The organism is Spiroplasma endosymbiont of Seladonia tumulorum, assembly GCF_964020235.1.
GTDB lineage: Bacteria > Bacillota_I > Bacilli_A > Mycoplasmatales > Mycoplasmataceae > Spiroplasma.
The window spans coordinates 1,513,918-1,536,462 of the sequence record NZ_OZ026545.1; the positions used below are offsets into that span (position 1 = coordinate 1,513,918).

General features: G+C 24.4%; 28 protein-coding genes and 1 pseudogene. 11 read left to right on the top strand and 18 right to left on the bottom strand.

Translation table 4 applies throughout. The features are described 5' to 3' along the window. Positions 1-31: 31 nt before the first annotated feature. Positions 32-358: a S1 RNA-binding domain-containing protein gene (locus tag AACL22_RS09675; protein WP_338991776.1), complete on the bottom strand. Its 327-nt coding sequence runs from the start codon at positions 356-358 to the stop codon at positions 32-34. 326 nt (positions 359-684) lie between these two features. On the opposite strand from AACL22_RS09675, the gene AACL22_RS09680 reads away from it, so the two are divergent. Further along, the gene (locus tag AACL22_RS09680; protein ID WP_338991777.1) at positions 685-1,056 is read left to right on the top strand and encodes a hypothetical protein; all 372 of its coding nucleotides are present in this window, start codon (positions 685-687) and stop codon (positions 1,054-1,056) included. A gap of 98 nt (positions 1,057-1,154) precedes the next feature. On the opposite strand, the gene AACL22_RS09685 is transcribed toward AACL22_RS09680, so the two are convergent. The 13 genes from AACL22_RS09685 to AACL22_RS09745 form a co-directional block, all read right to left on the bottom strand. Continuing rightward, entirely contained in the window at positions 1,155-2,969 is a 1,815-nt protein-coding gene (locus tag AACL22_RS09685) for a hypothetical protein (RefSeq protein WP_338991778.1), read from the bottom strand. Beyond that, positions 2,969-4,222, bottom strand: coding sequence for a hypothetical protein (locus AACL22_RS09690; protein WP_338991780.1), 1,254 nt, complete (start codon positions 4,220-4,222; stop codon positions 2,969-2,971). The genes AACL22_RS09685 and AACL22_RS09690 overlap by 1 nt, the downstream gene beginning before the upstream one ends. A gap of 13 nt (positions 4,223-4,235) precedes the next feature. Then, positions 4,236-4,514, bottom strand: a complete 279-nt coding sequence (locus AACL22_RS09695; protein WP_338989080.1) for a hypothetical protein — start codon at positions 4,512-4,514, stop codon at positions 4,236-4,238. A 123-nt stretch (positions 4,515-4,637) separates the two neighbouring features. Beyond that, on the bottom strand, positions 4,638-4,775 hold the full coding sequence (locus tag AACL22_RS09700; protein WP_338989081.1) for a hypothetical protein: 138 nt from the start codon (positions 4,773-4,775) through the stop codon (positions 4,638-4,640). Between the two features lie 146 nt (positions 4,776-4,921). Further along, positions 4,922-5,344 (bottom strand): hypothetical protein, encoded by a 423-nt coding sequence (locus AACL22_RS09705; protein WP_338989082.1) that lies wholly within the window; start codon positions 5,342-5,344, stop codon positions 4,922-4,924. Further along, the gene (locus tag AACL22_RS09710) at positions 5,308-5,766 is read right to left on the bottom strand and encodes a hypothetical protein (protein WP_338989084.1); all 459 of its coding nucleotides are present in this window, start codon (positions 5,764-5,766) and stop codon (positions 5,308-5,310) included. The genes AACL22_RS09705 and AACL22_RS09710 overlap by 37 nt, the downstream gene beginning before the upstream one ends. A 12-nt stretch (positions 5,767-5,778) precedes the next feature. Continuing rightward, a complete protein-coding gene (locus AACL22_RS09715) occupies positions 5,779-6,561 on the bottom strand; it encodes a hypothetical protein (protein ID WP_338991781.1) in 783 nt (260 codons plus the stop codon). Between the two features lie 11 nt (positions 6,562-6,572). Continuing rightward, complete coding sequence (locus tag AACL22_RS09720; protein ID WP_338991782.1) at positions 6,573-7,373, bottom strand: hypothetical protein; 801 nt, start codon at positions 7,371-7,373, stop codon at positions 6,573-6,575. A 39-nt stretch (positions 7,374-7,412) separates the two neighbouring features. Next, on the bottom strand, positions 7,413-8,639 hold the full coding sequence (locus AACL22_RS09725; protein ID WP_338989314.1) for a hypothetical protein: 1,227 nt from the start codon (positions 8,637-8,639) through the stop codon (positions 7,413-7,415). 17 nt (positions 8,640-8,656) lie between these two features. Further along, positions 8,657-9,115, bottom strand: a complete 459-nt coding sequence (locus tag AACL22_RS09730) for a hypothetical protein (protein ID WP_338991784.1) — start codon at positions 9,113-9,115, stop codon at positions 8,657-8,659. 11 nt (positions 9,116-9,126) lie between these two features. Further along, complete coding sequence (locus tag AACL22_RS09735; RefSeq protein ID WP_338989310.1) at positions 9,127-9,525, bottom strand: hypothetical protein; 399 nt, start codon at positions 9,523-9,525, stop codon at positions 9,127-9,129. Next, positions 9,525-9,785 (bottom strand): hypothetical protein, encoded by a 261-nt coding sequence (locus tag AACL22_RS09740; protein WP_338989308.1) that lies wholly within the window; start codon positions 9,783-9,785, stop codon positions 9,525-9,527. Before AACL22_RS09740 ends, AACL22_RS09735 begins: the two co-directional genes overlap by 1 nt. Further along, a complete protein-coding gene (locus AACL22_RS09745) occupies positions 9,763-10,497 on the bottom strand; it encodes a hypothetical protein (RefSeq protein ID WP_338991786.1) in 735 nt (244 codons plus the stop codon). Before AACL22_RS09745 ends, AACL22_RS09740 begins: the two co-directional genes overlap by 23 nt. A gap of 771 nt (positions 10,498-11,268) precedes the next feature. Between AACL22_RS09745 and AACL22_RS09750 the strand changes: the two genes are divergently transcribed. Continuing rightward, positions 11,269-11,856, top strand: coding sequence for a hypothetical protein (locus tag AACL22_RS09750; RefSeq protein ID WP_338991787.1), 588 nt, complete (start codon positions 11,269-11,271; stop codon positions 11,854-11,856). 93 nt (positions 11,857-11,949) lie between these two features. Here AACL22_RS09750 and AACL22_RS09755 read toward each other — a convergent pair whose 3' ends face one another. From AACL22_RS09755 to AACL22_RS09770, 4 genes are all read right to left on the bottom strand, one after another. Continuing rightward, the gene (locus AACL22_RS09755; protein WP_338991789.1) at positions 11,950-12,237 is read right to left on the bottom strand and encodes a hypothetical protein; all 288 of its coding nucleotides are present in this window, start codon (positions 12,235-12,237) and stop codon (positions 11,950-11,952) included. Positions 12,238-12,356: 119 nt separating this feature from the next. Beyond that, entirely contained in the window at positions 12,357-12,473 is a 117-nt protein-coding gene (locus AACL22_RS09760) for a lipoprotein (protein WP_338991790.1), read from the bottom strand. A gap of 14 nt (positions 12,474-12,487) precedes the next feature. Beyond that, positions 12,488-13,702 (bottom strand): hypothetical protein, encoded by a 1,215-nt coding sequence (locus AACL22_RS09765; RefSeq protein WP_338991791.1) that lies wholly within the window; start codon positions 13,700-13,702, stop codon positions 12,488-12,490. A 391-nt stretch (positions 13,703-14,093) separates the two neighbouring features. Continuing rightward, complete coding sequence (locus AACL22_RS09770; protein WP_338991792.1) at positions 14,094-14,378, bottom strand: hypothetical protein; 285 nt, start codon at positions 14,376-14,378, stop codon at positions 14,094-14,096. 479 nt (positions 14,379-14,857) lie between these two features. Between AACL22_RS09770 and AACL22_RS13885 the strand changes: the two are divergent. The 9 genes and pseudogenes from AACL22_RS13885 (at position 14,858) to AACL22_RS09820 (ending at position 22,517) form a co-directional block, all read left to right on the top strand. Next, positions 14,858-15,836: pseudogene (locus AACL22_RS13885) on the top strand (IS30 family transposase). A gap of 586 nt (positions 15,837-16,422) precedes the next feature. Then, positions 16,423-17,316, top strand: coding sequence for a hypothetical protein (locus tag AACL22_RS09785; protein WP_338991795.1), 894 nt, complete (start codon positions 16,423-16,425; stop codon positions 17,314-17,316). 131 nt (positions 17,317-17,447) lie between these two features. Next, a complete protein-coding gene (gene hpt / locus AACL22_RS09790; protein ID WP_338991796.1) occupies positions 17,448-18,035 on the top strand; it encodes a hypoxanthine phosphoribosyltransferase in 588 nt (195 codons plus the stop codon). Between the two features lie 38 nt (positions 18,036-18,073). Continuing rightward, positions 18,074-18,730 (top strand): ECF transporter S component, encoded by a 657-nt coding sequence (locus tag AACL22_RS09795; protein WP_338991797.1) that lies wholly within the window; start codon positions 18,074-18,076, stop codon positions 18,728-18,730. Between the two features lie 483 nt (positions 18,731-19,213). Continuing rightward, entirely contained in the window at positions 19,214-19,900 is a 687-nt protein-coding gene (locus AACL22_RS09800; RefSeq protein WP_338991798.1) for a GDSL-type esterase/lipase family protein, read from the top strand. A gap of 37 nt (positions 19,901-19,937) precedes the next feature. After that, positions 19,938-20,513 carry a dephospho-CoA kinase gene (coaE, locus tag AACL22_RS09805; RefSeq protein ID WP_338991799.1) on the top strand — a complete coding sequence of 192 codons (576 nt, stop codon included), beginning with the start codon at positions 19,938-19,940 and terminating at the stop codon, positions 20,511-20,513. After that, positions 20,513-21,232, top strand: a complete 720-nt coding sequence (locus AACL22_RS09810) for a 16S rRNA (uracil(1498)-N(3))-methyltransferase (protein ID WP_338991800.1) — start codon at positions 20,513-20,515, stop codon at positions 21,230-21,232. The genes coaE and AACL22_RS09810 overlap by 1 nt, the downstream gene beginning before the upstream one ends. 12 nt (positions 21,233-21,244) lie before the next feature. Then, a complete protein-coding gene (locus AACL22_RS09815) occupies positions 21,245-21,814 on the top strand; it encodes a hypothetical protein (protein ID WP_338991801.1) in 570 nt (189 codons plus the stop codon). 43 nt (positions 21,815-21,857) lie between these two features. Next, positions 21,858-22,517 carry a lipoprotein gene (locus AACL22_RS09820; RefSeq protein ID WP_338991802.1) on the top strand — a complete coding sequence of 220 codons (660 nt, stop codon included), beginning with the start codon at positions 21,858-21,860 and terminating at the stop codon, positions 22,515-22,517. Positions 22,518-22,545: the final 28 nt, after the last annotated feature.

The following is a 22,545-nucleotide window of genomic DNA, read 5'->3' on the forward strand; positions in this document are numbered from 1 at the left end:
TTAAAAACCTTCTAAAATTTATAAATTTTATTTACTTTTTATTTATTAAATAATTAGTATTTAATGATTTTTCTAAACTAGGTGATTTTTCTTGTATTTTATTACCATCATCATTTTTCAATAGTTCAGGATGAAAATTTTTATAACTTAATTTAAGATGTTTTCTAACTGAATTAAAATCTAGTATCTCAACTTCAATTTCATCACCAACATCAAAAAAATCTCTAATATCTCTAACAAAGTAATCTGAAATCTCACTAATATGAATTAAACCACCAGCCTTTTCTGCTCTACAAAAAGCACCATAAGGTGTAATGTTTGTTATTTTAACATTAACTTTATTTCCTTTTTTATACATAAAATTAAATATACTTCCTTTCTTTAAATGCTTTAATTATATCATTAAGACTATAAAAATCATTTGCAGGAATTGGGCGAGCGGTTGATTTTCTTAAATTTTTGTGATAAAATAACTTACAAGTTAAAAAAGATTTTGAGATTCTTTCAAATAAATTTGGGAACCTTTATAAAATTCTTCGCTTAACGCTTAGAATTTTTCCCAAGTATTTTGAAAAGCGCGGCAAAAGTTTTTTTAAACTTTAAGGCATTTTTCGCAAAACTTATGAAAATCCCGCGAGCCCAGATTGATTAAAAACTTTAAATAATATTGAAAGGATAATTATTATGAAGTTGTTGAAATTAGTTAAAAAACATAAAATAATATCAATATATATAATATTATCTACCATTTTAATTTTATGCATGATTGTATTAGTTACACTTACTGCAATTACTCATGAAAAAGACAAAAAATATAAAACTTTTTTTGAAAGAGATAATACTACAATAGTTTGTAATAAAGGTGAAAAAATTGGAAAAATGAAAATAAGATACAAAACAAAAGATAATAAAAATTTACAAAAATATAAAATAAAACTTTATTGTACAAACAATCCAATTGTTGAAGGAAGTTATCCTGATAAATTATATTCTATTGCCTTAGGAGGGTTTTTCAATAAATTTGAAAAAAAATGAATTTATATAGTTTTAATATAGATACATGAAATTCAGATGTTTATTCAAAAGAATGAGATAGAAAATATCCTGATGATTATTTCATAAATTAAAAAAGTCATTTTAATAAATGACTTTTTTTACATTTCTATTGTAACTAATGATAATTTTTCATTGCTTTTATTAAATAATTCTAAATTATTAATATTAATTTGTTCTTTTTCAGTAAAAATTGTAATATCATAATCTCCATAACCTCATATTCCTGATATTTCAATTTTGCTTAAAAAATTAATATTTTGTGAAAAAAGTATTTTAATATTATTTTCAACAAAATTATTAATTAAATTTAATCATTCTGATTTTGAATATATAATGCTTTCTTTATGAAAATCAAATAGTTTTTCTAAACATATTTCTAATTTATTATTAGAAATAATTAAATTAGTTAAGTATTTGCCATATTCTCCATCTGATAGTTTAATTTCTGCCGGAATAAGTGAAGGAATATTATTTGTTTCTAATTCATTTGTTACGGATAATCAATTAAAAAAATTTGTTTCTAATTGATAAACTTTATTTTCTGAAATATTATTATTTATATTTTTTAAATTATTTAATTTTATATTTTCTATATTAATATTTTTTAAATCAGAAAAATTAAAATATGATGATTTTAATTTAACTCTGCAATCTTCAAATATTCAGTAATCTTTTTCTGATTCATTTGATATTGAAACTAGTTCAAAATAATACGGAGCAATTAATTTAATATCATCATTATAACCTTTATTTACTGCCATATTACTATATACATAATTTGACAACATGTATACAATTTGTTTAAATCTTTTTACTGCCCTATCATTAAGATAAGATGGGTTTCTAAATTTTCATTCTTCAAATAAACCATCAATAACATTTTCTGGTTTTTGTCCTTCAAATTTTTGGCGTAATTCAGCAATTTTATTTATAGGATTTCTTTTTTCATCATATTTAGCACCTTCAAATTTTCGATCATAATTATAACGATATGTTAAATAATTTAATAAAACAATATTTAATTCTTTAATATCTAATAAACCTAATATATCTTTACCTTTAATATAGTTTTTGGCAATACTTCATGGTAAAAAACTTTCAGTAAATCAATATTGAAATACTCTTAAATTAGGGTTTGTTTCAATTGGCATTGATAGTAAGGGTACTAAGTTAGCATTTTGAATAATTGATTGTGGATAAGAATAAACACCATTCACATTGCCTCAGCATTTAATATTTCCAAATAACATTGATTTAGGATATTTAATTTCAATTCCAGTAAAGACAGTATCTTCGGGTAATGATTTATGTAATACTAAATGAATACTATTTTGATTTTTTCATTTAAAGTCAGTTATTTTAACTAAATGAGTAGATTTAATAATATCAACACCATCAAGTGAATAAGGGCGTTTGTATTCTTCAATGATATAACATTCATTTTTGTTGTCTTCGGTAATTGGTTCATTAATAGATACTATTTTTAAGTCATAGGATTCTAAAAATTTTTTGTCTTTTTTTGAAATATCATTAATTAAAATATCTTTTTCATCAATTATTACATAACTTGTGCTATTATCTTGGACTGTGGTATTTTGTTGAATTTGTAATTTAAAATTAAAATCACTAATTTCATAACCAGTTATTTTAATATATTCATCTTTGTCAATAAAACCTATTTTAACGCTATTTTGAGAGTAGTTTAAGATTGGTTTTTGCTTTGTCTTAACAAGATTATTAATTTTATAAATATAAAGGGTTCTAGCACGGTCTTCACTAAATAATTGTTCTAAATCGGGGTCGCTATACTGTGATTGAATAGCAAAATCTAACGGAATACTATCAATTGAATAATCAATTGGTTCATCATTTTCTGCTAATTTTGCTAACATTTTTTCAGATGGTTTTAACATTATTCTTGTTCTCCTTCTTCATTAGGAATATTGATAATAGTTTCGTTGTTTTTTAATTGTTTGTTTAAAGTAGCATTTACTGGTAAGCGAACATCAACAATTAACTCATCAATATTTTTAATATTGAATGTTCTACTATTTAAAACAGCATTATCATATTTAATTAACTTAATAATAAATTCAGTTAATTTAATCTCTCTAATGTATATCATTTGTTCGTATGATGCATTTGTTTGAATATTTACACCAGCAACTTCTGCTTGCGTTTGTTGTGCTCCCTTAGCAATGGCGGGAACATGATGGCGATTTATTTTATAGTAATTAGTTAACAATCAATCATATATTTTAGTTAATTGTTCACCTTTAAAATTACCAGCGATATAGTCTACTGGTTGAAAATTACTATCAGGGTCTCCTTCAACTAATAACAAGTCATTTTCAATAAATGATGCCAGCATTTTACTAATTTCTTGGTCAACCACACCAGTAACTCCATTAGTATTAATGGTAAATTTACCACTATTTAACAATGGGTCTAACATTATCTTTTCAGCAATAATATCTAAAATACTAGCAAATTGCTTACCATAGCGAGCAGAAGGTTCAAAATTAGGGTTATTAGGAATAATTTGAATTGGAATAAAATTAAGTGGTAATATTTCTTCTTTTTGTAAAGTTGTATAGTTATTTCATTTAACATCATCAATATATAAGTCGGTAATAATACTATATAATCGTGTTTTTAACTTTCTAATAACTTTAACTTGTTTAGTTACAGAATCAATCTCTAATTTTTCAGTAATAAAAATACTCTGGTCATTTTTAATATAAGGGTCATAATCAAAAGTGCAAGATACTAAATTACCTAATTCATCATAATGGTCATTGTAAAAATCAATAGTAATAAAATTAAGTTTTGAATTATTAGCAAAAATAAAATATGCACCCTTACCATTTTTATTAATTTTATATTCGTTATATCAATTCTTATTAGTAAAGTCTTGCATTTTTAAAAAGATATTAATTAATTTAGAGTTTATTTGTTGATTAGTAATAAAATTATAAATGCTAATTTCTAAATCTCGTGGATTTAAAAAATTAGCATTATCTTCACAAATTCTTTTTTCTAAAATCTCATTATGTTTTTGAACAGTAACATTTTTACGATTAGTAATTGTTGATGCTAAATTAAGATAATAACTATCAATATCATATTCTTTTTTTAATTTCTTTTTGGCTGGTAACAATCCCATTTATAACACCTCTTTATTTTGTTTCTTCTTTTTTAATAACATCTTCAATACTATCTTGTTTTTTATCTTTCTTAAAAAATTCAAAAATTTTATCAATTAAATAGACTAAAACACCACTAATAAGTAATGATAAACCAATATAAAAATATTCTGGTCATGAAATTTCAATTACTTTAAATGCTTTGCAAAAAAATAACACAATTGCACTTATTATTAAAATTGCCCCTAATCCCCAAATAAATATTTTACGAATTAATAATAAAATTTCTGATTTATAATCTTTTAAATTCATTTATAACACTCTACTTTCTTTCTAAATTATTTTTTTATTTTAATAAATTAGCATTAATTTGTAATTAATTCATTATTATTTTTAATTGTAATATTTTTATTAAACATAATTATCTTCGTTAATTTATTGTAACTCTTCTAATTTTAGAATTGTTGGCGAATATTCATCACCCGTCATTGAAATTACTACTTTATGATTATTAGAAGAATTATCTACATTTAAAAAACCAATTCTTGTTGCCCCGCCTTTTCCCAAGGCCAAACTAGTTGAAATAGTTTGCAAACCACCACCATTATTTTTACATTCAAAACAAGTTGTTATAACAAAATCTGCGGTTGGTCGTTCTCAAATAAAATGAACTTTATATTTTTTCCCTAAAATAAATTTATATTTAATTACTTTTTCGTTTACTCTTTCTCCAACTTCTTTTCACTGCCCAATACTTTTTTTAAAGCATAATGTTCATTAATGTATTTAGTGGTTGGTAATGTGTCATCTGTTGCTTCTAGTCCGGGCGTTTTGTTTGTTTTAACAACACTAAAATCTGCAACTTGGTCATTATTTTGGAAGCTTGGGTCTCATATTCTTAATTCACCAGTTTCAGCACTAAAATCAGCATTATTACGCTTACTAACATTTGGCATTAAAGTAATTTTATTTTGTTTTAAATCTGAAACCGCAATTTCTCCATTATTATTTTTAATAATACTTTTATTATCAATCTTAGTTTTTTCTTTTTCTATTAAAACATCAACTTCAAATTGGGTATAATATGCTTCTAAATCTATCATTGTTAAATCAATACCTTCTTTTTGAAAAGTACGAAACATTTTTTTAAAGTTGTTAGATTAGCCAATGATTTTGCATAGCTAGGCAATAGACCTTGTCATGTTGCCATAGGGTCATTTTGTGAAGAATAATTAATATCACCAACACTCATATTTGCCGAAGTAAAAAATTCAATTGGAATGCGATTAAATGTTCAATGTTCAATCGTAATAAACACCATATTAATACAAATTTTCTTTAATAATGGGTCTTTAAATGTTTCAAATTTTAGCTTTGAAAATGGATAGTTTAAGTAAGAATTAATCATATTTTGGGCTCTTAAAGCAAATGTTTTAAATCATAATTCTACATCACCTTTAAAGAACTTATTATAACGAACTGGAACTTGTGTAATTTTACCTGTCATTGGAATAAAATTATTATAATTTTCCAAAGTAACATTTTGTCATAATTCATTTAACATTTAATCATCTCCTTATCATTTATTTCTTTTTGATTTGATTTTATTTAAGATAAACTTTTTACTACTTGATAGTGTTTTTGTTTTAATTTTTTTGTTTAAATCTTGTTTTGTTCTGAGTTGTTTATATGCTTGAAATACTAGTCCATTACCCAATAAACTAGTAATTGCACTATCTTCTAGCGTATTTAACAATTTATCTTTATTAAAGTTATTTTTAAATTGTTCTTGCATTTTTAATATCTTAGCAATTGTCCGATATATTTTAAAACTATCTTTTACTACTTGCTGATAAGCAAGTGGGGCAATAGAAACTAAATTAAACAAACTTGTTTTTTTAAATCCCCAACCAATAAACCACTCACTGTTCATATAGAATTTAAACGGTTCAGGAGCCAAAACAAACTGTTCTGCTTTGATTAAAGTTGTCATAACGACAATAGGGACATATTTAGGATTTTTGTAATATATTGTTAAAGCAACTTCACCCGCAACTGATAAAGGAACAATTTTAACTGCTAAAAAAACATCAGAACCATAAGCAAAAGGTAATAATTGACCTTTTTTAATAGCCTTAGTTTCAAATTTAGATAATATTTTTTTAGTTTTATCAGTAATTTTACTAATTACTTTTTGTTTAATAGTAATTATTTGTTTTTCAATAGGGGCTAATAATTTTTTAGTTACTTTTTGAATATAAAAATTTGGGTTTAAATGATTTAAAATTTTATTTAATTTAATTGGTGTTTGATGAAAAATATTTAATAATTTATTATTATATATTTTACTGCCCCTCATTAAATTAGCATTTAATAGTAGATTTTTACCAACACCTTTTTATGAAGATTAGTCATAATGTTATATCACTCATTAGTATTAATTTTACTTATTTTATCAATATTTAATCCATATTCAGACAATCATTTATTAGCATTTTTTTCATTCACGCGTGGTATTTTTTGAACTAATTTAGGACTTATTTTTTGAATATTTTTCTCAATTTTTAATAAATTATTAATTGTTTCTAAATTAGAAACTTTAAAACCTTTATAAAAATCATTTCGGGCTAATTTTCCAATTGTATATAATAAAGTTTCATTATTAGCATGCTTTGTAAAATCAAATATTAATTTAGAAGATAAAATCTTTTTACCTGTAACTTGCCTTACAACATCTTCTAAATTATTAGCAGTTATTACACCTAATTTTTCAAGTAGTTTAGTTTCTTTTGCTAATTTTAAAATTCTAGTTGTTCGAACAGCACGCGTTAATTTACCAATTCCACCAATTGCTGGTAACAAATTTAAGGCGGTACTTTTTGCTGTTACTTCTGATGTTAATTTATCATATATTTGATTTACGGTAAAATCGGTTGCTGTTTCTACTCCAAACGAGATAAATGCTGCGGCAAAATTAGATAATCCCGCACCAAGACCAACAGCCGAAGCAATACCACCAGTTAAAACTGATAAACCAAGAGCTAAAACTTGAATTCCTAAAAATTCTAATAACTGTAAACCAAAACTTTTTTCTTGTTGTTGGATTGACAATCTAGTTGGATTTTTTTTAACAGCATAAATAAGGGCTGTTTTAGATGTTCCAATTGGCATATCATTTATCAAACGAAAAAGTACTATTTTTTAGTACTATTAAGAATTTTTAATTTTAACATCAATCGGATTTGTTTGACCAGTAGCGTTGTTTTTACCTTCAATTTGAACTGCAACTGTTTTATCATTTGTAATATTAATTGGTCAGTCTTCACCTTTACTTTCAATAAAGTAATCAAAATCACTTTCAGTTAAAGAACTATTTACTGCTTTTACTGCTTTTAAAACAACATCTTTAAATTGTGGTTTTAACTGTTCGGCTGTTGCTTTTGTTGGGTCTGTAACATGTATAGTTGGTTTATCTATTTTATTAATTTTACTAATATCAATTTTTGCAACAATATGTTTAATAATTCCCTTAGGTTCAACTACTGCTCCACCTAAATATAAAACTCTTTCCATAATCAAAGTATTACCCATACCAGTACCTAACGCAGCAGCACCAACTCTTAACGGAGTATGGTCTTTTTTGCGTAAAATAAGAGGGTCATATTTTTTGCTAAACTTAAAGGCAATTGCATTAACTCCATTTGGTAATAATTCAATTGTTCCTTCTGAACCATCTTTATTAATAATTGGTAATTTTTTAGGAACCATATAGTATGTTGTTCCTTCAACAGTTTTCATTGCTCCACTTGTTGTGATTACACTATTTATTTGGTCGTTTGCTCCAAGTTGTAACTGTAATTTATTACGAATTCCACGAATAAAATCAGCCGAACCTAAAACAATTGTTTCTGATGGAGTAAAGCCGTTTTCATATATTTTATCCATAATTTCATCATGAATTTGTAAAGCATTTGTATCATCTGCTTTTTTGCCTTGAATAGTTGTAACTGTTCCTTTATTAATAATTTCTAAAATTTTATTACGTTTATAAGCAACTTCAGTATCCATTGCTTGTTCAATATCAGCTGCTCAAAGATTAGGATTAAAATCACTTTCTATGGGATCTAATTTACGAGCAAAAGTTAAAATTGTATCTAATTCAACAATTCCATCTTCAAATTCCACTGTTGAATATTTTAGTAGGTTATCATCAGTATTAAATACTTGTCCTTCGTTTCCTAGACCTTCATTGTATTTAATATTTTTCTTTCTTTTATATGTTAAACCAAACTTATTGGCTTCTTTTCACGCAAATAGTGCTTCTCAACTAAATTTTTGTTGATAAGTTTGTAAATATCATTGTTCAAATGTTTCTCGGTCTCTTTGTGTTGCTTGATTAGCAATATCGCCAAATATTCTTTGTGGATTTTGTGCCACAATTATCTCCTTCTTTCTTATTTATTAAATACATTGTCTGTATCTAAAATATTGTTTTCTTTGTTTTCTGCTTTTGGTACGCCACCAGTATTAACTATTTGTACCTTAATTAATTCATCATAAACACTTTGCAATTGTGCTTTAATGATTTCAATATCATCAGTAATATCATAAGACTTTAATAAAACATTTTTAAATTCTTCATTATCAGTTAAAGAATTAATAAAGTCAATTATTTCAATTTGTTTTAATTGAATTATTTGTTGTTCAATTTGTGAAGTTAATTCAGTATTTTTTGTTTGTAGTTCGTTGATTTGCTGATTATTACTTTCTAAATTACTTGCATTAAATTCTTCAACTTCAGCAGTATTTTTTAAAATAATTTCAGCAGTTTTAATATCTAAACTACCATCTTCGTTTTTAGTGGGTTCATTATTTTCATCAATAAGAACATATTTTACATTTTTTAATGCCATTGTTTTTCCTCCTATTTTTTAATATTTGTATTTATTCTTTTTCTAATTGCTTTTTGTATAATTTCAAAACTATCGACTCGAAAAGATAAAAAATAGCGCTTAGTTTTTATATTTAACTGATTAAATACTGAGCCTTTAATTTTTATCTCATCATCTTTTTTTAATTTCAAAAACTCAGTTAAAACAGATGGGTTATATATTGATAATGTTGAGTAATTTAATCCTTCTCACTGACATTTAGCCGAACAAGCATCAACTTCAACACCACCAGCAACAAGAGCCTTAATTTTTGTTTTAATAGGATTTTCATGTAATCTAACAGTTAATTCTAACTTATTAACTTTTTTATTTTTTATTTTAGGTTTACAGTTATTAGAATTTTTAGGTAAATTACTTTTTGTTTGAGACATTATTTAACATCCTTATTAGATAATTTGTCATATTTTGAACTGTCAACTAATATTCAATCGATAGAACCTGTTGAATATGGATTTTTGTAAAAATCTTCTTTATATAATTGTTTTGCTTCTAAAGTATATTGATTACATTCTAAATCTGCCACATCTTGTTTTAATTTAGATATTTCTTTATCTTTTTCAGCAAGTTCTTTTTTAAGTGTTTCATTTTCTTCTTTAATTTTGTTAAATTTAATTGATTCTGTTATAGTCATTATTTATCACTTCCTTTTTTAAAAAATATTGTAAATGTTTTCAAGCATCTAATTCGTGCTCTGACATTTTAATATTTCCTTTATAAATATAATTTTTTTTAACAACTGGCGATTGTAAAACATAATTTAAATTAAATAGATATTTACATAAAACTTTTAAACCACCAATGAATTTAGGAGTAGATAATGGATTTTTTATTTTTAAACCTTTATGAAGTTGATAATCTTCAATTATTACAACAACTTTATTTAAATAAGAACAAATTTTATTTTTAAATTGATTTAATATTAAATATATATTATTTATTGCTTCTTCTTCATTTTTGGAATTAAAAGTAATATTATTAATTATTTTCTTTTGCAAAACATTATAAATAATAATACCAGTTTGACCAACTCCAGCAGGGTCAATTGCAATAATATATTTTAATTTATTTGTTTTATTTTTTTTGTCAATTTGTAATATTTTTCATCCATCAAATGCTAAATCTAAAATATCGTTAATTTTATAATATTGCATATATGAAACAATAACATCTCACTTGTTTTTAAATAAATTTAAGTACATTTTGGCTCATTCTAAACATTGCAAATCATAATGCTTTTTATGATGTGAAATACGACAATTAATAGGTTGACAATTAACTCAATCAAATGATGCTGTTATTTCATTTCAAGTTTTATTAATATATTTGCTTTTATATTCTGTCATTTTATCTATACTCCTTAATTCTTTTTATTTGTTGCTCAAATTTCATTATTAATATCATTTACCGTTACTGGATAAGCTCGTATCATTAATTCTTGTAATTTATTTTTAATTTTTTTATTTCATTTTTTCATCAAATATTTTTCCTTCTGTAAAAAAACATAATATTCCTTTATTGGTTAATATTTTGATATTTAGTAAATAATTTATTTTAGTATTTAATTACTTCGCCGCCCGCTTCACTTTGGGAAGTGAGCGGGGGCGGATAGGATATTTTGATAGAGTTTATCCCCCATACGGAAATAAACAAAAAACAGTTTACCCAGTTATTAATTACGCTTCATCCATCCCTAGACAACTTTATATAAAGAAAATAACCTTTTGGAGTTCCAACCCTCTTGTTTTTTTAGTGTCCGATATTGTTTTTTTCGGTTTAACAGCACTTTTTTTATGAAAACAAGCCAAAAAACACATGCTCTGACATTTCGCAAGTGATTAATCTTGCCGAGAATTAAAGAAATAAATAGGAGTAGTAAATCCAATCGCTTTCACACTTTCTTTAAGGCTTCGTGCCATAGATGAGTTATCTATCTTTAAGCATCAAAAAATATTAAGTTTTAGATTGCATTATTCATCAGATAGTACCTTTATTAAAAATGATATTATTAGTTGTTAAACCGAAAAAATATAATAAATCACAGAAAGGAAATTATAAAAATTAACTAATTTGTAGGGAAAAAATAGGTTAATTTTTAATTTTAAAGATACTATCTGATGAATAATGCAAATAAAAAAATCGCTCTAATAAGCGATTACTTTAATTTGTATTTAATTACTTTATTTATAATTTTTATAAAACCTCAACCTTTTTCCGACTACCCAATTATTGACCCAAAAACTGGACAAATTATCGATTGAAATTTAAAACAACAAAATAATATAATTAGTAATGATGAAATTAAAGTAACTGTTAAAATTAAAGATATTTCAGAAAATCATATTTATCAATTAGAAGCAAATTATTTTAATTGGTTATCCATAACAAATGAATTAGAAACAAACAATATCCCATCTCTTATTCCGGCTGAAATTAAATTATCTGATGGCGAATATGGCAAATATTTAACAAATTTAATTATTTCTAATGACAAAATAGAAGACTATTTAAACTATTTTTCACAATGATATAGATTACTTTATTCAAAAGCAGTTTGAATAAGCATGACTAAAAATTTAGTTAAAGATAGTATTGAAATAACTTATGATGTTAAACTATTTTCTTTAAATCAAATTGAAATATCTGGGATATGGGGCTATGGGAATTATGATATTACAATTTTTACAGAAAAAAAAACAAATTAATATTAATAAATTACAATTATTTAATAGAAATAATGAAAAAATATCATTGATTACATTAGAAATATAAAAAAGTCACTTATTAAAATGACTTTTTTATATTTCATTAACTTTTACCATTCCATCTTTATCAACTATTAAATTAGGCTCTTGTATATCTAAATTTCAACGATAAACTGCTTTAAAATAATCATTATTAGGCCAAATTCTATATCTTAATTCTTGATTATTTTTTATTTTATTTATAACAATTCCGTCGCCATAATTATTAACAAAAGCTTTACGAATTCCCCAAAAATTATTATATTCATCTATTTTTTTATATATATTATCATTTTTAAATTTTGCAATTCTTCAATTATCATTTTTATCGCCACGCCACACAACAAAATAATATTTATTATCAACTTGATTAAATGGTTTTTCTTGTGGTGCTATTCATTCTAAATTATTTTTAATTTCTTGGTTAACAGTATTTATTTTGTTTTTGTCTTTCAGTTCTTTTAATTCTTCTTGTGTATATTCTTTTTTTGTGGTGTATTACTATTACAAGCAACTAAACTTGTTGTGCTTGTTCCAATTAAAGTGATTGTTCCCAAAAGACTTAATATCTTTTTCATTATTATTTTATTTTTTATAATTCTTCTTTTTCTAATTTTTTATAAATAATTGTATGATCTCAACCGTATAAGTTTAAATGATAAATTTCACCTGTATTATTTAAAACATATGCACTACCTTTACCATCTAATTCGATATCAATGATTGGAAAATTTAAACCATCAAACTTATAATTTACCACTGTACCACTATCATTTTCATTAAAAGATTTAAAATAAACACCACTATTTGTTCCTATATAAATAGTGCCTTTTTTAATATTATTATTTTCAGAACTATTTTTTTGTAAAACTTTCATTGATATTGCTTTAATATTATTTGGTAGTATAATTTTTTCATTTCCTCAACCGTATAAGTTTAAATGATAAATTTCATTAGTATTATTTAAAACATATGCACTACCTTTACCATCTAATTCGATATCAATGATTGGAAAATTTAAACCATCAAACTTATCAATTTGACCATGGCCATGTTTTAAATAAACTCAGTTATTTGTCTCAATATAAGTATCACCTTCTTTTAAATTTCCGCCTTTAGTATTTTTATCCAAAACTTTTATATGATTTAAATAATTTAAATTATTATTAGAATTTAAATTATCAAATTTACTAATTAATTTATTAACACTATCATTAGTATCAGAATTTAAATCTTGTTTATTTTCATTTTCTTTGATTGTTTTTACTTCCTCATTATTTAAAGTAAATTGAACGATAACACTGCCTAAATATCTATCACTATTTTCAATAGCACTAATTATTGCAGAATCTATTGTAATTTCTGATAAATTAATATTACTTAAATTTAGATTATTATTTAATAATACTAATCTTTCTAAAATTGTTTCTGGTAAATTATTTGGTAGCTCACCTAAATCAGTATTTAAAATAACAGAAGATATTTGACTTATTCGTGGAATAAAATTTAATACTACACCATTAAAATCATTTTCACCATTAATTTCAAAAATATTTATAGTTGTACTTGAAATATAATCAATATATAAATAATTAGTAAATTCTTCTATATTAAGATAATATATTTGAATATTTTGATTTAATTCTAGCAAACGTTTTATAATTTTTTCTTCTCTATTATCTGGTAGTTCACCTAAATCAGTATTTAAAATAAGATTTTCTAAATTTTTATTTTTTTGTTCACTTTCATTTGGATTATTTTCTGTACCAACATTATTTAAAAAAGAATCTGAATCTACAAAAACCATTAATTCAACCGACCCTAGACAACTTAAATCAATAATTTGATGACCATATATTATATTTTCTGTTTCTGAAAAATTTGGATCTAAAATTAAATATTCTGTATTTTTTGGATTATTTTTGTCTATTCTTATACCATAAATAATAACTGCATGTTTAACAAAATTTTTTTATAGTAATTATCATTAAATGTTTCTTCATTACTGTTGTGGTTATTGTATAAAAGAAATCCATTTACATTTAAAATTATTGGGTTATTATTCTCTATATTATTAGAAATAAGTTTTTCAAAATTATTAAGTTCACTTGATCTTATTCCAAAACCAGGACGTAAAGTATGAAATTGAGCATAGGTTTGTTCAGCAGAAAAAATATTGTTTATGTTATAATAATTTTTTAAAAAATTATTAAGTTTTTTTTGACAGTTACAATATCTGTACCAAGCTCATTTATATTTAAATAATCAACTAGTTTTTGCGCAATTTCTTGTGCAATACTATTATCTATCTCTGGATTATAAAATATTAAAATAGACATTATACTTAATATAAAACATGTTTTTGCAAAACCACTAAAATCTGAAATTTTAGACACTTTTATTTCTTCTATTATTTTTTCTTCTTTTGGTGAATTTTGTCTTTTTCTTCTTTTTAAAGTTTCTGTATTTGTATCTTGTTTCATAATTACTGGCTGCAATTGTTGTTGGCACAGAAGTTCCACTAATTATTAATACACTTAATAAACTAAGTAATTTTTTCATTTTGTATAATTTCCTTTCTTTTATCTTGAAACTTTTTTTCAAGATCTATTGAAATTATATATACAAGCGCTTTTAAATATATTTTAGAAAGGTAATTATTTAAATGATTATTATTGTGATTATATTGTACTAAATCTGGGCTCGCGGTGATTTTCATAAGTTTTGCGAAAAATTACTTAAAGTTTAAAAAAACTCTTGCCGCGCTTTTCAAAATACTTGGGAAAAATTCTAAGCGTTAAGCGAAGAATTTTATAAAGGTTCCCAAATTTGTTTGAAAGAACCCCAAAATCTTTTTTAACTTATAAGTCATTTTATCACAAAACTTATGGAAATCACCGCGAGCCCAAAACCTCAAAAAACTATAAATTAACTTTGTATATAAAAGAAAGGATTTTTTAAAATGGATAAAACAAAGCATCATTTTACTTTTAAAGAAAGAGTAATATTAAAAGATTTATTAGAACTTGATTCTTTAAAAAGAAAAAATGGTAAATCCAATATATCTAAAATAGCAAAAATATTGCATAAAAATCGCAATACAATTAGACGAGAAATAAAAAGGTTAAAAGATAATGAATATGACGCTAAATTAGCACACGAAGATTATTTACAAAAACGACAAAAATGTTTTAAAAAAATAATCATTATTGCTAAATATTTTAGAATGACTAGATGAAAAATATAACAAATTTCATGATTCACCAGAACAAATCTGTAAAAAATATGAAAAAGAGTTTGGTGTTAAATTTCCCATATGTTTTAAAACTTTATATAAATATATTCATTTGGGATTTTTAAATTTCAAGAAAGATAATTTGTATTTTCACGGTAGAAAATATAAAACAAAAAATAGGATTGATAATCGCGGGAAAATAAGAAATTTTAGAACTATTGAAGAAGCAAAACATGATAAATATGAATTTGGTTGATTTCAAATGGACACTATGGTTGGTAAAAATAATAGTGTTTGTTTAGTTTTAATCGAAGAATTAACGCAATTTAAAATCATTGAACCATTAAAAGAAAAAACAACAAAAGAAGTTACAAACGCATTAAAACGAATTTTTTCTAACGGATTTTTTAAAGATAGATGCAAAGGAATAATAACAGATCAAGGCAAAGAATTTGCTGATTAAGAAAAAATTGAAAAAATAACAAATGCTAAAGTATATTTTTGTGATGCTGGAACTCCAACTCAAAAACCCAAAGTTGAAAGAGCAATTCGTGATTTTAGACATTGATTTTCCAAAGGAATTGATTTAAGTATTTATTCAAAAAATTATTATCAAGAAGTTGCTAATATAATAAACTCTAAACTTAAAAAATCTTTTCATTGACTATCTTCAAAAGAAGTTTTTATACAAATGTTTAATTTTTAATATAATTACTTATAAAAATTTTAATCATTTTATTTTTCAGTGTGCCAAAATTCATAAATTTAAAACAAAACTACTAAATTTTTTTAAAATAAATTATATTGAACATTTATTTTATTGGTGTTATAATAAAATTAAGTAGAGTGTTACACTTCATAGTACAATTTACATAATTATATTTAACAATTAACTAACAACTAAATAAAACAATTATTCAAAATTTTTTAAGAAAAGAAAGGATGGATTTTTCTGAAAAAACATATTTTATTAAGTGTAAAAGATACTATCTAACGATTAATCCAATAAATATAAGTATTTTTTGCAAAATAAAAAGCACTTTATTCTTTTTCAATAAAGTGCTACATTTGCATTTACAATTTACAGATGTTTTTATTTTTATTTATAGTATGTAAAGAATAAGGTCAAAGTATTAAACATATTAAATTTAAGGAATTATTATTAATGAAAAAATGAAAAAAACTAATTTATACTATTAATACTGCATTGATTTTACTAGTAATATTTTTGCTGAGTTTTATTTTATGAATATTATATACTGTTTATTTGCCTATATAATGTTCCAATTAAGATGAATCCGGAACCATTAGTAGAATTAGTTCCAAAACCACCAGTTACAGTAATTCCCAAGGTTTCACCTAAGCCTAAGCAAGGGAAAAACAGCATTGATTTAGAATATCAATATGTTCCTAATTCAACTTGATTTTATCAACGTGGTTATAATGGCTTATGAATTGATAATTATCAAACAACATATCTTGAAAAAAATTTAACAAATGCTTTTTTAATGCAAGTACAAAATACTGATTTACCATTTTATACGCAAGAAGTTTTTAAGTCTTATGAAGAATTATCTAATTTTTGATATGATGAAACAAAACAAGGATGACAACAAGTTATTAATACTTTTTGTCCAGATTATCAAGAAGAATTAAAAGCATTATTAGTAAAATTTTATAATTTTATTAGTAATATTTGATCAAAAGATATTGTTAAAAAATTTGTTAGAATATTAAGAATTAATGATAATCGTGGTTCGGTTGTTGGTTCTACATATTGAGAAGGGTTTAAACAAACTATTACGCTTGAACGAAATATCTTGCTTTGTAGTCATAAAGTAAACGGATTTAACTCTTGGCGAAATGGCTGATGAAGCTCTGGTGAAATTTTTAATGTTATTTTTCATGAATTGGGGCATACCGTTGATATTAATTTTAGTCGTCAAGTCAATGTTATTAAAGAAATTAAAGTTTTTTTAGCAAATAAAATTAAGAATAGCCAAGGTTTAACGCAAAAACAAATTTTAAATTTATTTCATTTAAGTAGTTATTCTTTTAATAATCTTGGTGATTTTGTTGCAGAAGGATTTGTATATTGGTTTTTAGCAAGTGATGCTTTGAAAATAAAAGCGTGAGAATTATGACACGAATTTTGAACATCCTTTTTACCAAGATTAATAAAATAAATTACATTTAGTTTTAAATTTCTGGATTATTTTTTTAAGATTAAGTATCTTTTAATTAAGCATTAATTGTATTATAATATACTATAATTATATTATTAAAATAAATTATTAATATTTAGTGAGGCAGAAAAATGAAGATACATCCCCTTGTAAAAGAAATTTTAATTACTATTAAAGAAATTGATGAAAAATGTTTTGAATTAGGGCAACAAATTAGTCATTATTATCTTAATGAATATCCAGCAAAAGATAATACGATTTTATGCTTAGGATTATTAAAAGGATGTATTCCTTTTATGGCAAAATTTATTTCTTATTTAGTTGGTATTGAATGTGAAACGGAATATATGGTTGTTTCATCTTATTTTGGTGGTATTAAGAGTAAAGATACGCCCCAAATTTTACTTGATTTACCAATGCCAATAACAAATCGAGACATTTTATTAGTCGAAGATATTATTGATAGTGGTAAAACAATTAAAATGATTAAAGACTATTTATATCTAAAAGGAGCACGTAGTGTAAAAGTTGTTACTTTATTAGATAAAAAAGCTGGTCGGAAAGTAGATTTAGTTGCTGATTGATATGGATTTGATGTTCCACCTGCTTTTTTAATTGGCTTTGGTTTAGATTATCAAGAACGTTTACGTAATTTGCCATATATTGCGATTGCTGATCAGAAAAAAATAGCAACATGAAAATGAGACATAAAGGACTAATAGACAATTAAATGATTTAGTTATCATTGGAGGAATAAATGAAAAAAGTAACGACAAGAATGATTACAATTAATAGTATTATTATTGCAATTTTTTTATTGTTTGCTTTAGTTCCATCATTAGGATATATTACGATTGGTCCAGTTAGTTTAACCTTAATGCATATTTTATTTTTAATAGGAATGTATGCTTTATATATTACAATGAATTTAAATTTAATTTGAGCAGGTTTAATTTATGGTCTTATTTTTGGTTTATCCTCATTAATTCAAACATTAATTTCACCAGGTCCAACTAGTTTTATTTTTCTTAATCCATTGTTTTCTGTTGTGCCACGGGTTTTAATGGGACTTTGTGTTGGTGTTTTAGCTTATTTTTTAACAAAAACTTCGGTTAAAATTGAAACAAAAATTTATACTAATCAAATTACAGAATTGACTTGATACCAACGACATTATTTAAAAATTTATAATATTATTATTGCTTTTACTGCAGCTACGTTAAATACTATTTTTGTTTTAGTTTTTATGTATTTTATTGGTCCTTTAATTTATACTGACCCAGATCAACAACGCTTTTTTCACACTTTTACTTGAATTATTTTAGCAACGAATTATTTACCAGAAATATTGTTAGCGGTTGCTATTTTTCCACCAGTTGCATATGCATTAAAAAAACTTTATAATAATAATTAATATATTGAGTGCACTTTCAGTTTGAATTGCATTATTTAATAGAAAATTATAAAATTAAAATAGAAAGAAGCGAAAAAACAGTGAAACAATCAACAGGCCTTATTTTTATAAAAGTTATTTTATTTTTGTTATTATCTCCAATTTTATATTTTTGATATCTATTATCATGACCATTAGCTTATTTTTTTACTCGCCTTCGTTCATCAAGTGAGTTTACAGCGCAATTACAAAATAATAATAATGAATGACTAAATATTATTGTAATTATTTTGTTATGAATTTTTTGTTCATTTATTATTGCATTTTTATTTTTATTTTATTCTTTAGCGCAATACTTACGAGTTTATCAAACATTGCCTAATGCATTGCGTGGTTTATTTGGTTTAGCATGGATTATTTTATTTTTTCAGAAAGTTTTGAAAATTAAATCTTAATTATAATAAAGTAAGATAAAATAATGGTATAACAGAGAGGAAGGTTTGGATGAAAAAGAAAATTGCAATTTTAGGAGATTCACTAACTTTTGGTTATTTACCGATGGGAACTGGCAAAATGGCAGATGCTGATAATTGACCAGTAAAATTAGAAAATTTATTAACAAAATATTATCAAACAGGAGAAATTGAAATTCAAACTGATGCCCAACCAGGACGAACAATTATTAAGCCATTAATTGATTTTGGTTTTCCCCAAGATAATGGAATGGACAATTTATCAGTTTTATATCAAAAAACACATCCAATTGATTTATTCATGATTTTTTTAGGAACAAATGATTATTTTGGTTATGATGCTTATGCAAAATTAAAAGAAATCCCAGATTATCCAATTGAAACAAAAATTGTTGATTCATTAGGGGAATTGATTAATAAAATGAAAGTATTGCATAAAGATAATAAAGAAGAAGTGAATTATCATGTTTTAGTAGTTTGCCCACCAAAAGTATTAACATTGCATGATGGTGAATTGTTGACATCCTTGCCAGAAGCTTATCAAAAATATTGTGCAAAATTAAATATTCCTGTTGTTAATTTACAATTATCAGCAAATCCACATCCCGAAGATCAAAATGAATATGATGGTATTCATTATACACCAATGGAAACAATGCCTGTTGCCCAAACCATTTTTGATGTTATTGTTGCAGAAAATTTATTAAATTTAAATTAATTTTAGTAACAAGCAATTAGAAAGGAATTAAGCATAAATGATTATTGGTGTTTATGGTTATATTGGAGCAGGAAAAACAAGTGCCTGTGAATACTTACAAAATAAATATCATTTCACTTATTTAAATGCGGATAAAATTGCAAAAGAAATTATGCAAGAGCCAACCGTTTTGCTTTTTTTAGAGCAAACTTTTCCGGGAATAGTTATTAATGGTGTTGTTAATCGTGAGCGTTTACGAACAATTATTTTTACTAATCCTCTTGCTAACAATAAGTTGAATAATTATTTATGACCAAAAGTTAATCAACAAATTATCACAATTATTAATAATAATCCAAACCAAAAATTTTTAATTGAAGCAATTGGTTTAAGCACATTAGCGCTTTCTTTTACAGCAAAAATATTTATTACTGCTAGTAAAAAGAACATTATTACGCGAATTAATGCTCGTGATCAACAATCATCAGAACAAACAGAACAGTTATTAAAAATTCAAGCAACTTTTTTAAAACAGATAAAACCCGATTATAAAATAACCACTAACAAATCACTGCCAGAACTGTACCAAGAATTAGATAAGATAATGGAAGACATATTAGGAGATGAACAATAATGCACCGTTTTGTTGCCAATCAATTAGAAAATAATTACTTTATTTTAGCTGAAGATGATGTTAAACAAATTAAACAAGTTTTGCGTTTAAGAGACCAAACACAAATTATTTGCATTTATAATGGTGAACATTATTTAACGATATTAGAAGTACAAACACCACAAAAGTACTTATTTAAATTAATTAAAAAATTACAGCAAAATCATGAAAGTCCAATTAAAGTACGATTAATTGCAGGTCTAATTCGGAATGCAAAATGAGATTATTTATTACAAAAAGCAACAGAATTAGGAGTTAATGAAATCATTCCCTTTCAGTTTAGTCGTTGTGTGGTACAATTAAAAAGTGAAAATAATTTTAAAAAGATTGAACGTTGAACAAAAATTTGTAAGGAAGCAGCAGAACAATCTTACCGTAATCAAGTACCGTTCGTAAATGATGTTGAAAGTGATTTAAAGGTGTTACAACAATATCAAAGTGATGTTAATCTTGTTTGCTATGAAAACGTTGCAGAAACATTATCAATAAAACAGTTTTTACAACATGATTTTAAAACAATTACAGTTGTAATTGGCCCTGAAGGTGGATTTACTCCACATGAAATTGCGGTTTTATCTTCATATCAATATTACCCCATTTCATTAGGGCAACGAATTTTACGAGCTGAAACAGTACCAGTTGCACTTTTAGCAATGATTATGTATGAAAAAGAATTATAGGAGAAGGCAAAGGTGACAAAAGTAGTATCGATTAAAGCACTAGTTAGTGTTGCAAATATAATATTATATACAGCTTTAGTACTAATTTTTCTAATTTTAGGATTACAAAAATGAGATATTGCAACAGTAACTGGCTACAAAATTGGCTATGTTTTAATTGGTTTTGCTATTATTATTTTTATTATTTATCATTTAGTTCGTATTCATGAGTTAAAAAAGACACCATTTCAATTATTACGCAAACATATTATTTTTATGCAATTTTTTTATATTGGTCAATATTTGATTTTTGTGATTAGTTTATTTTTTTTAATTTTAGCTAATACAAAAGTTTTAAATCCAGCCCAAATTTGTATTTTTTGATATGTATGATTTCCAACAGTCTTTGTTGGTACAATTGCTTGTTCAATCTTGGAATCAATTGTTCGTGTAGAAGAACGAATTTTTATTGTTAAAAAAAATTGACAAGATTCAGAACAATGAGCAAAAGAACAGGAAAAAAATAATACTGTTTTAACAAATGAGCAGCAAGCAAAAAAGAGCGAAAATCCTTTGTTTGATGATGATAAAAATAATAATTAGTTTATAATTAAAAAAAGAGAAATTAATAACGGAGGATGAAAAAATGAAAAAAATATTAAGTTTATTAGGAGCAATAATGATTGGGACTACTATTGGATCAAATGTTGTTGCATGTGTGCCTCCTAAAAATGGTGGCAACAATAATAATATTGTTGGGGACAAATTAGACTTGAATTCATTTTCTTATGATAAAATTATTTCCAAAAAATTTAGTTTAAAAAAAAATAATGCAATCGTTAATGATGAAATTAATTTAACTTCAGCAATTACAAAAGGAATTCAAAATTTATCTCCAGTATATTTGCCTTGAGATGAAGTTAATATTACGGTTAACTTTTTAAATGATAAATTTACTTTTAATCAAGTTTATGTCAAAATGGAAGCAAAACCAGATGCAAAATCAGTAAAAGGTTCAGTAATGTGAGGAAATTTAGAAACAAAATCTTATGTTGATCTTCGTCCAAATTTAAAAAATTGATTATCATTAGCATCACCAAAATTAGAAGTTAAAGATCCAAGTAAATTAGATGCTGTTGCTACTAAGACATTAGGTGGCCCAGCCTTTAACCAAAGTAATTTGGACGGTCATGGCTTACAAGGAACATATCATGAAGACCAAAAACGTTATATAGTTTCAGTTAAAAGCGATCAAAGTAACTTTTTCCTAACAAGTGAAATTATTTTTAATGTTAATATGAAATAACTAATTTACCAACACTTAACAAAAATGA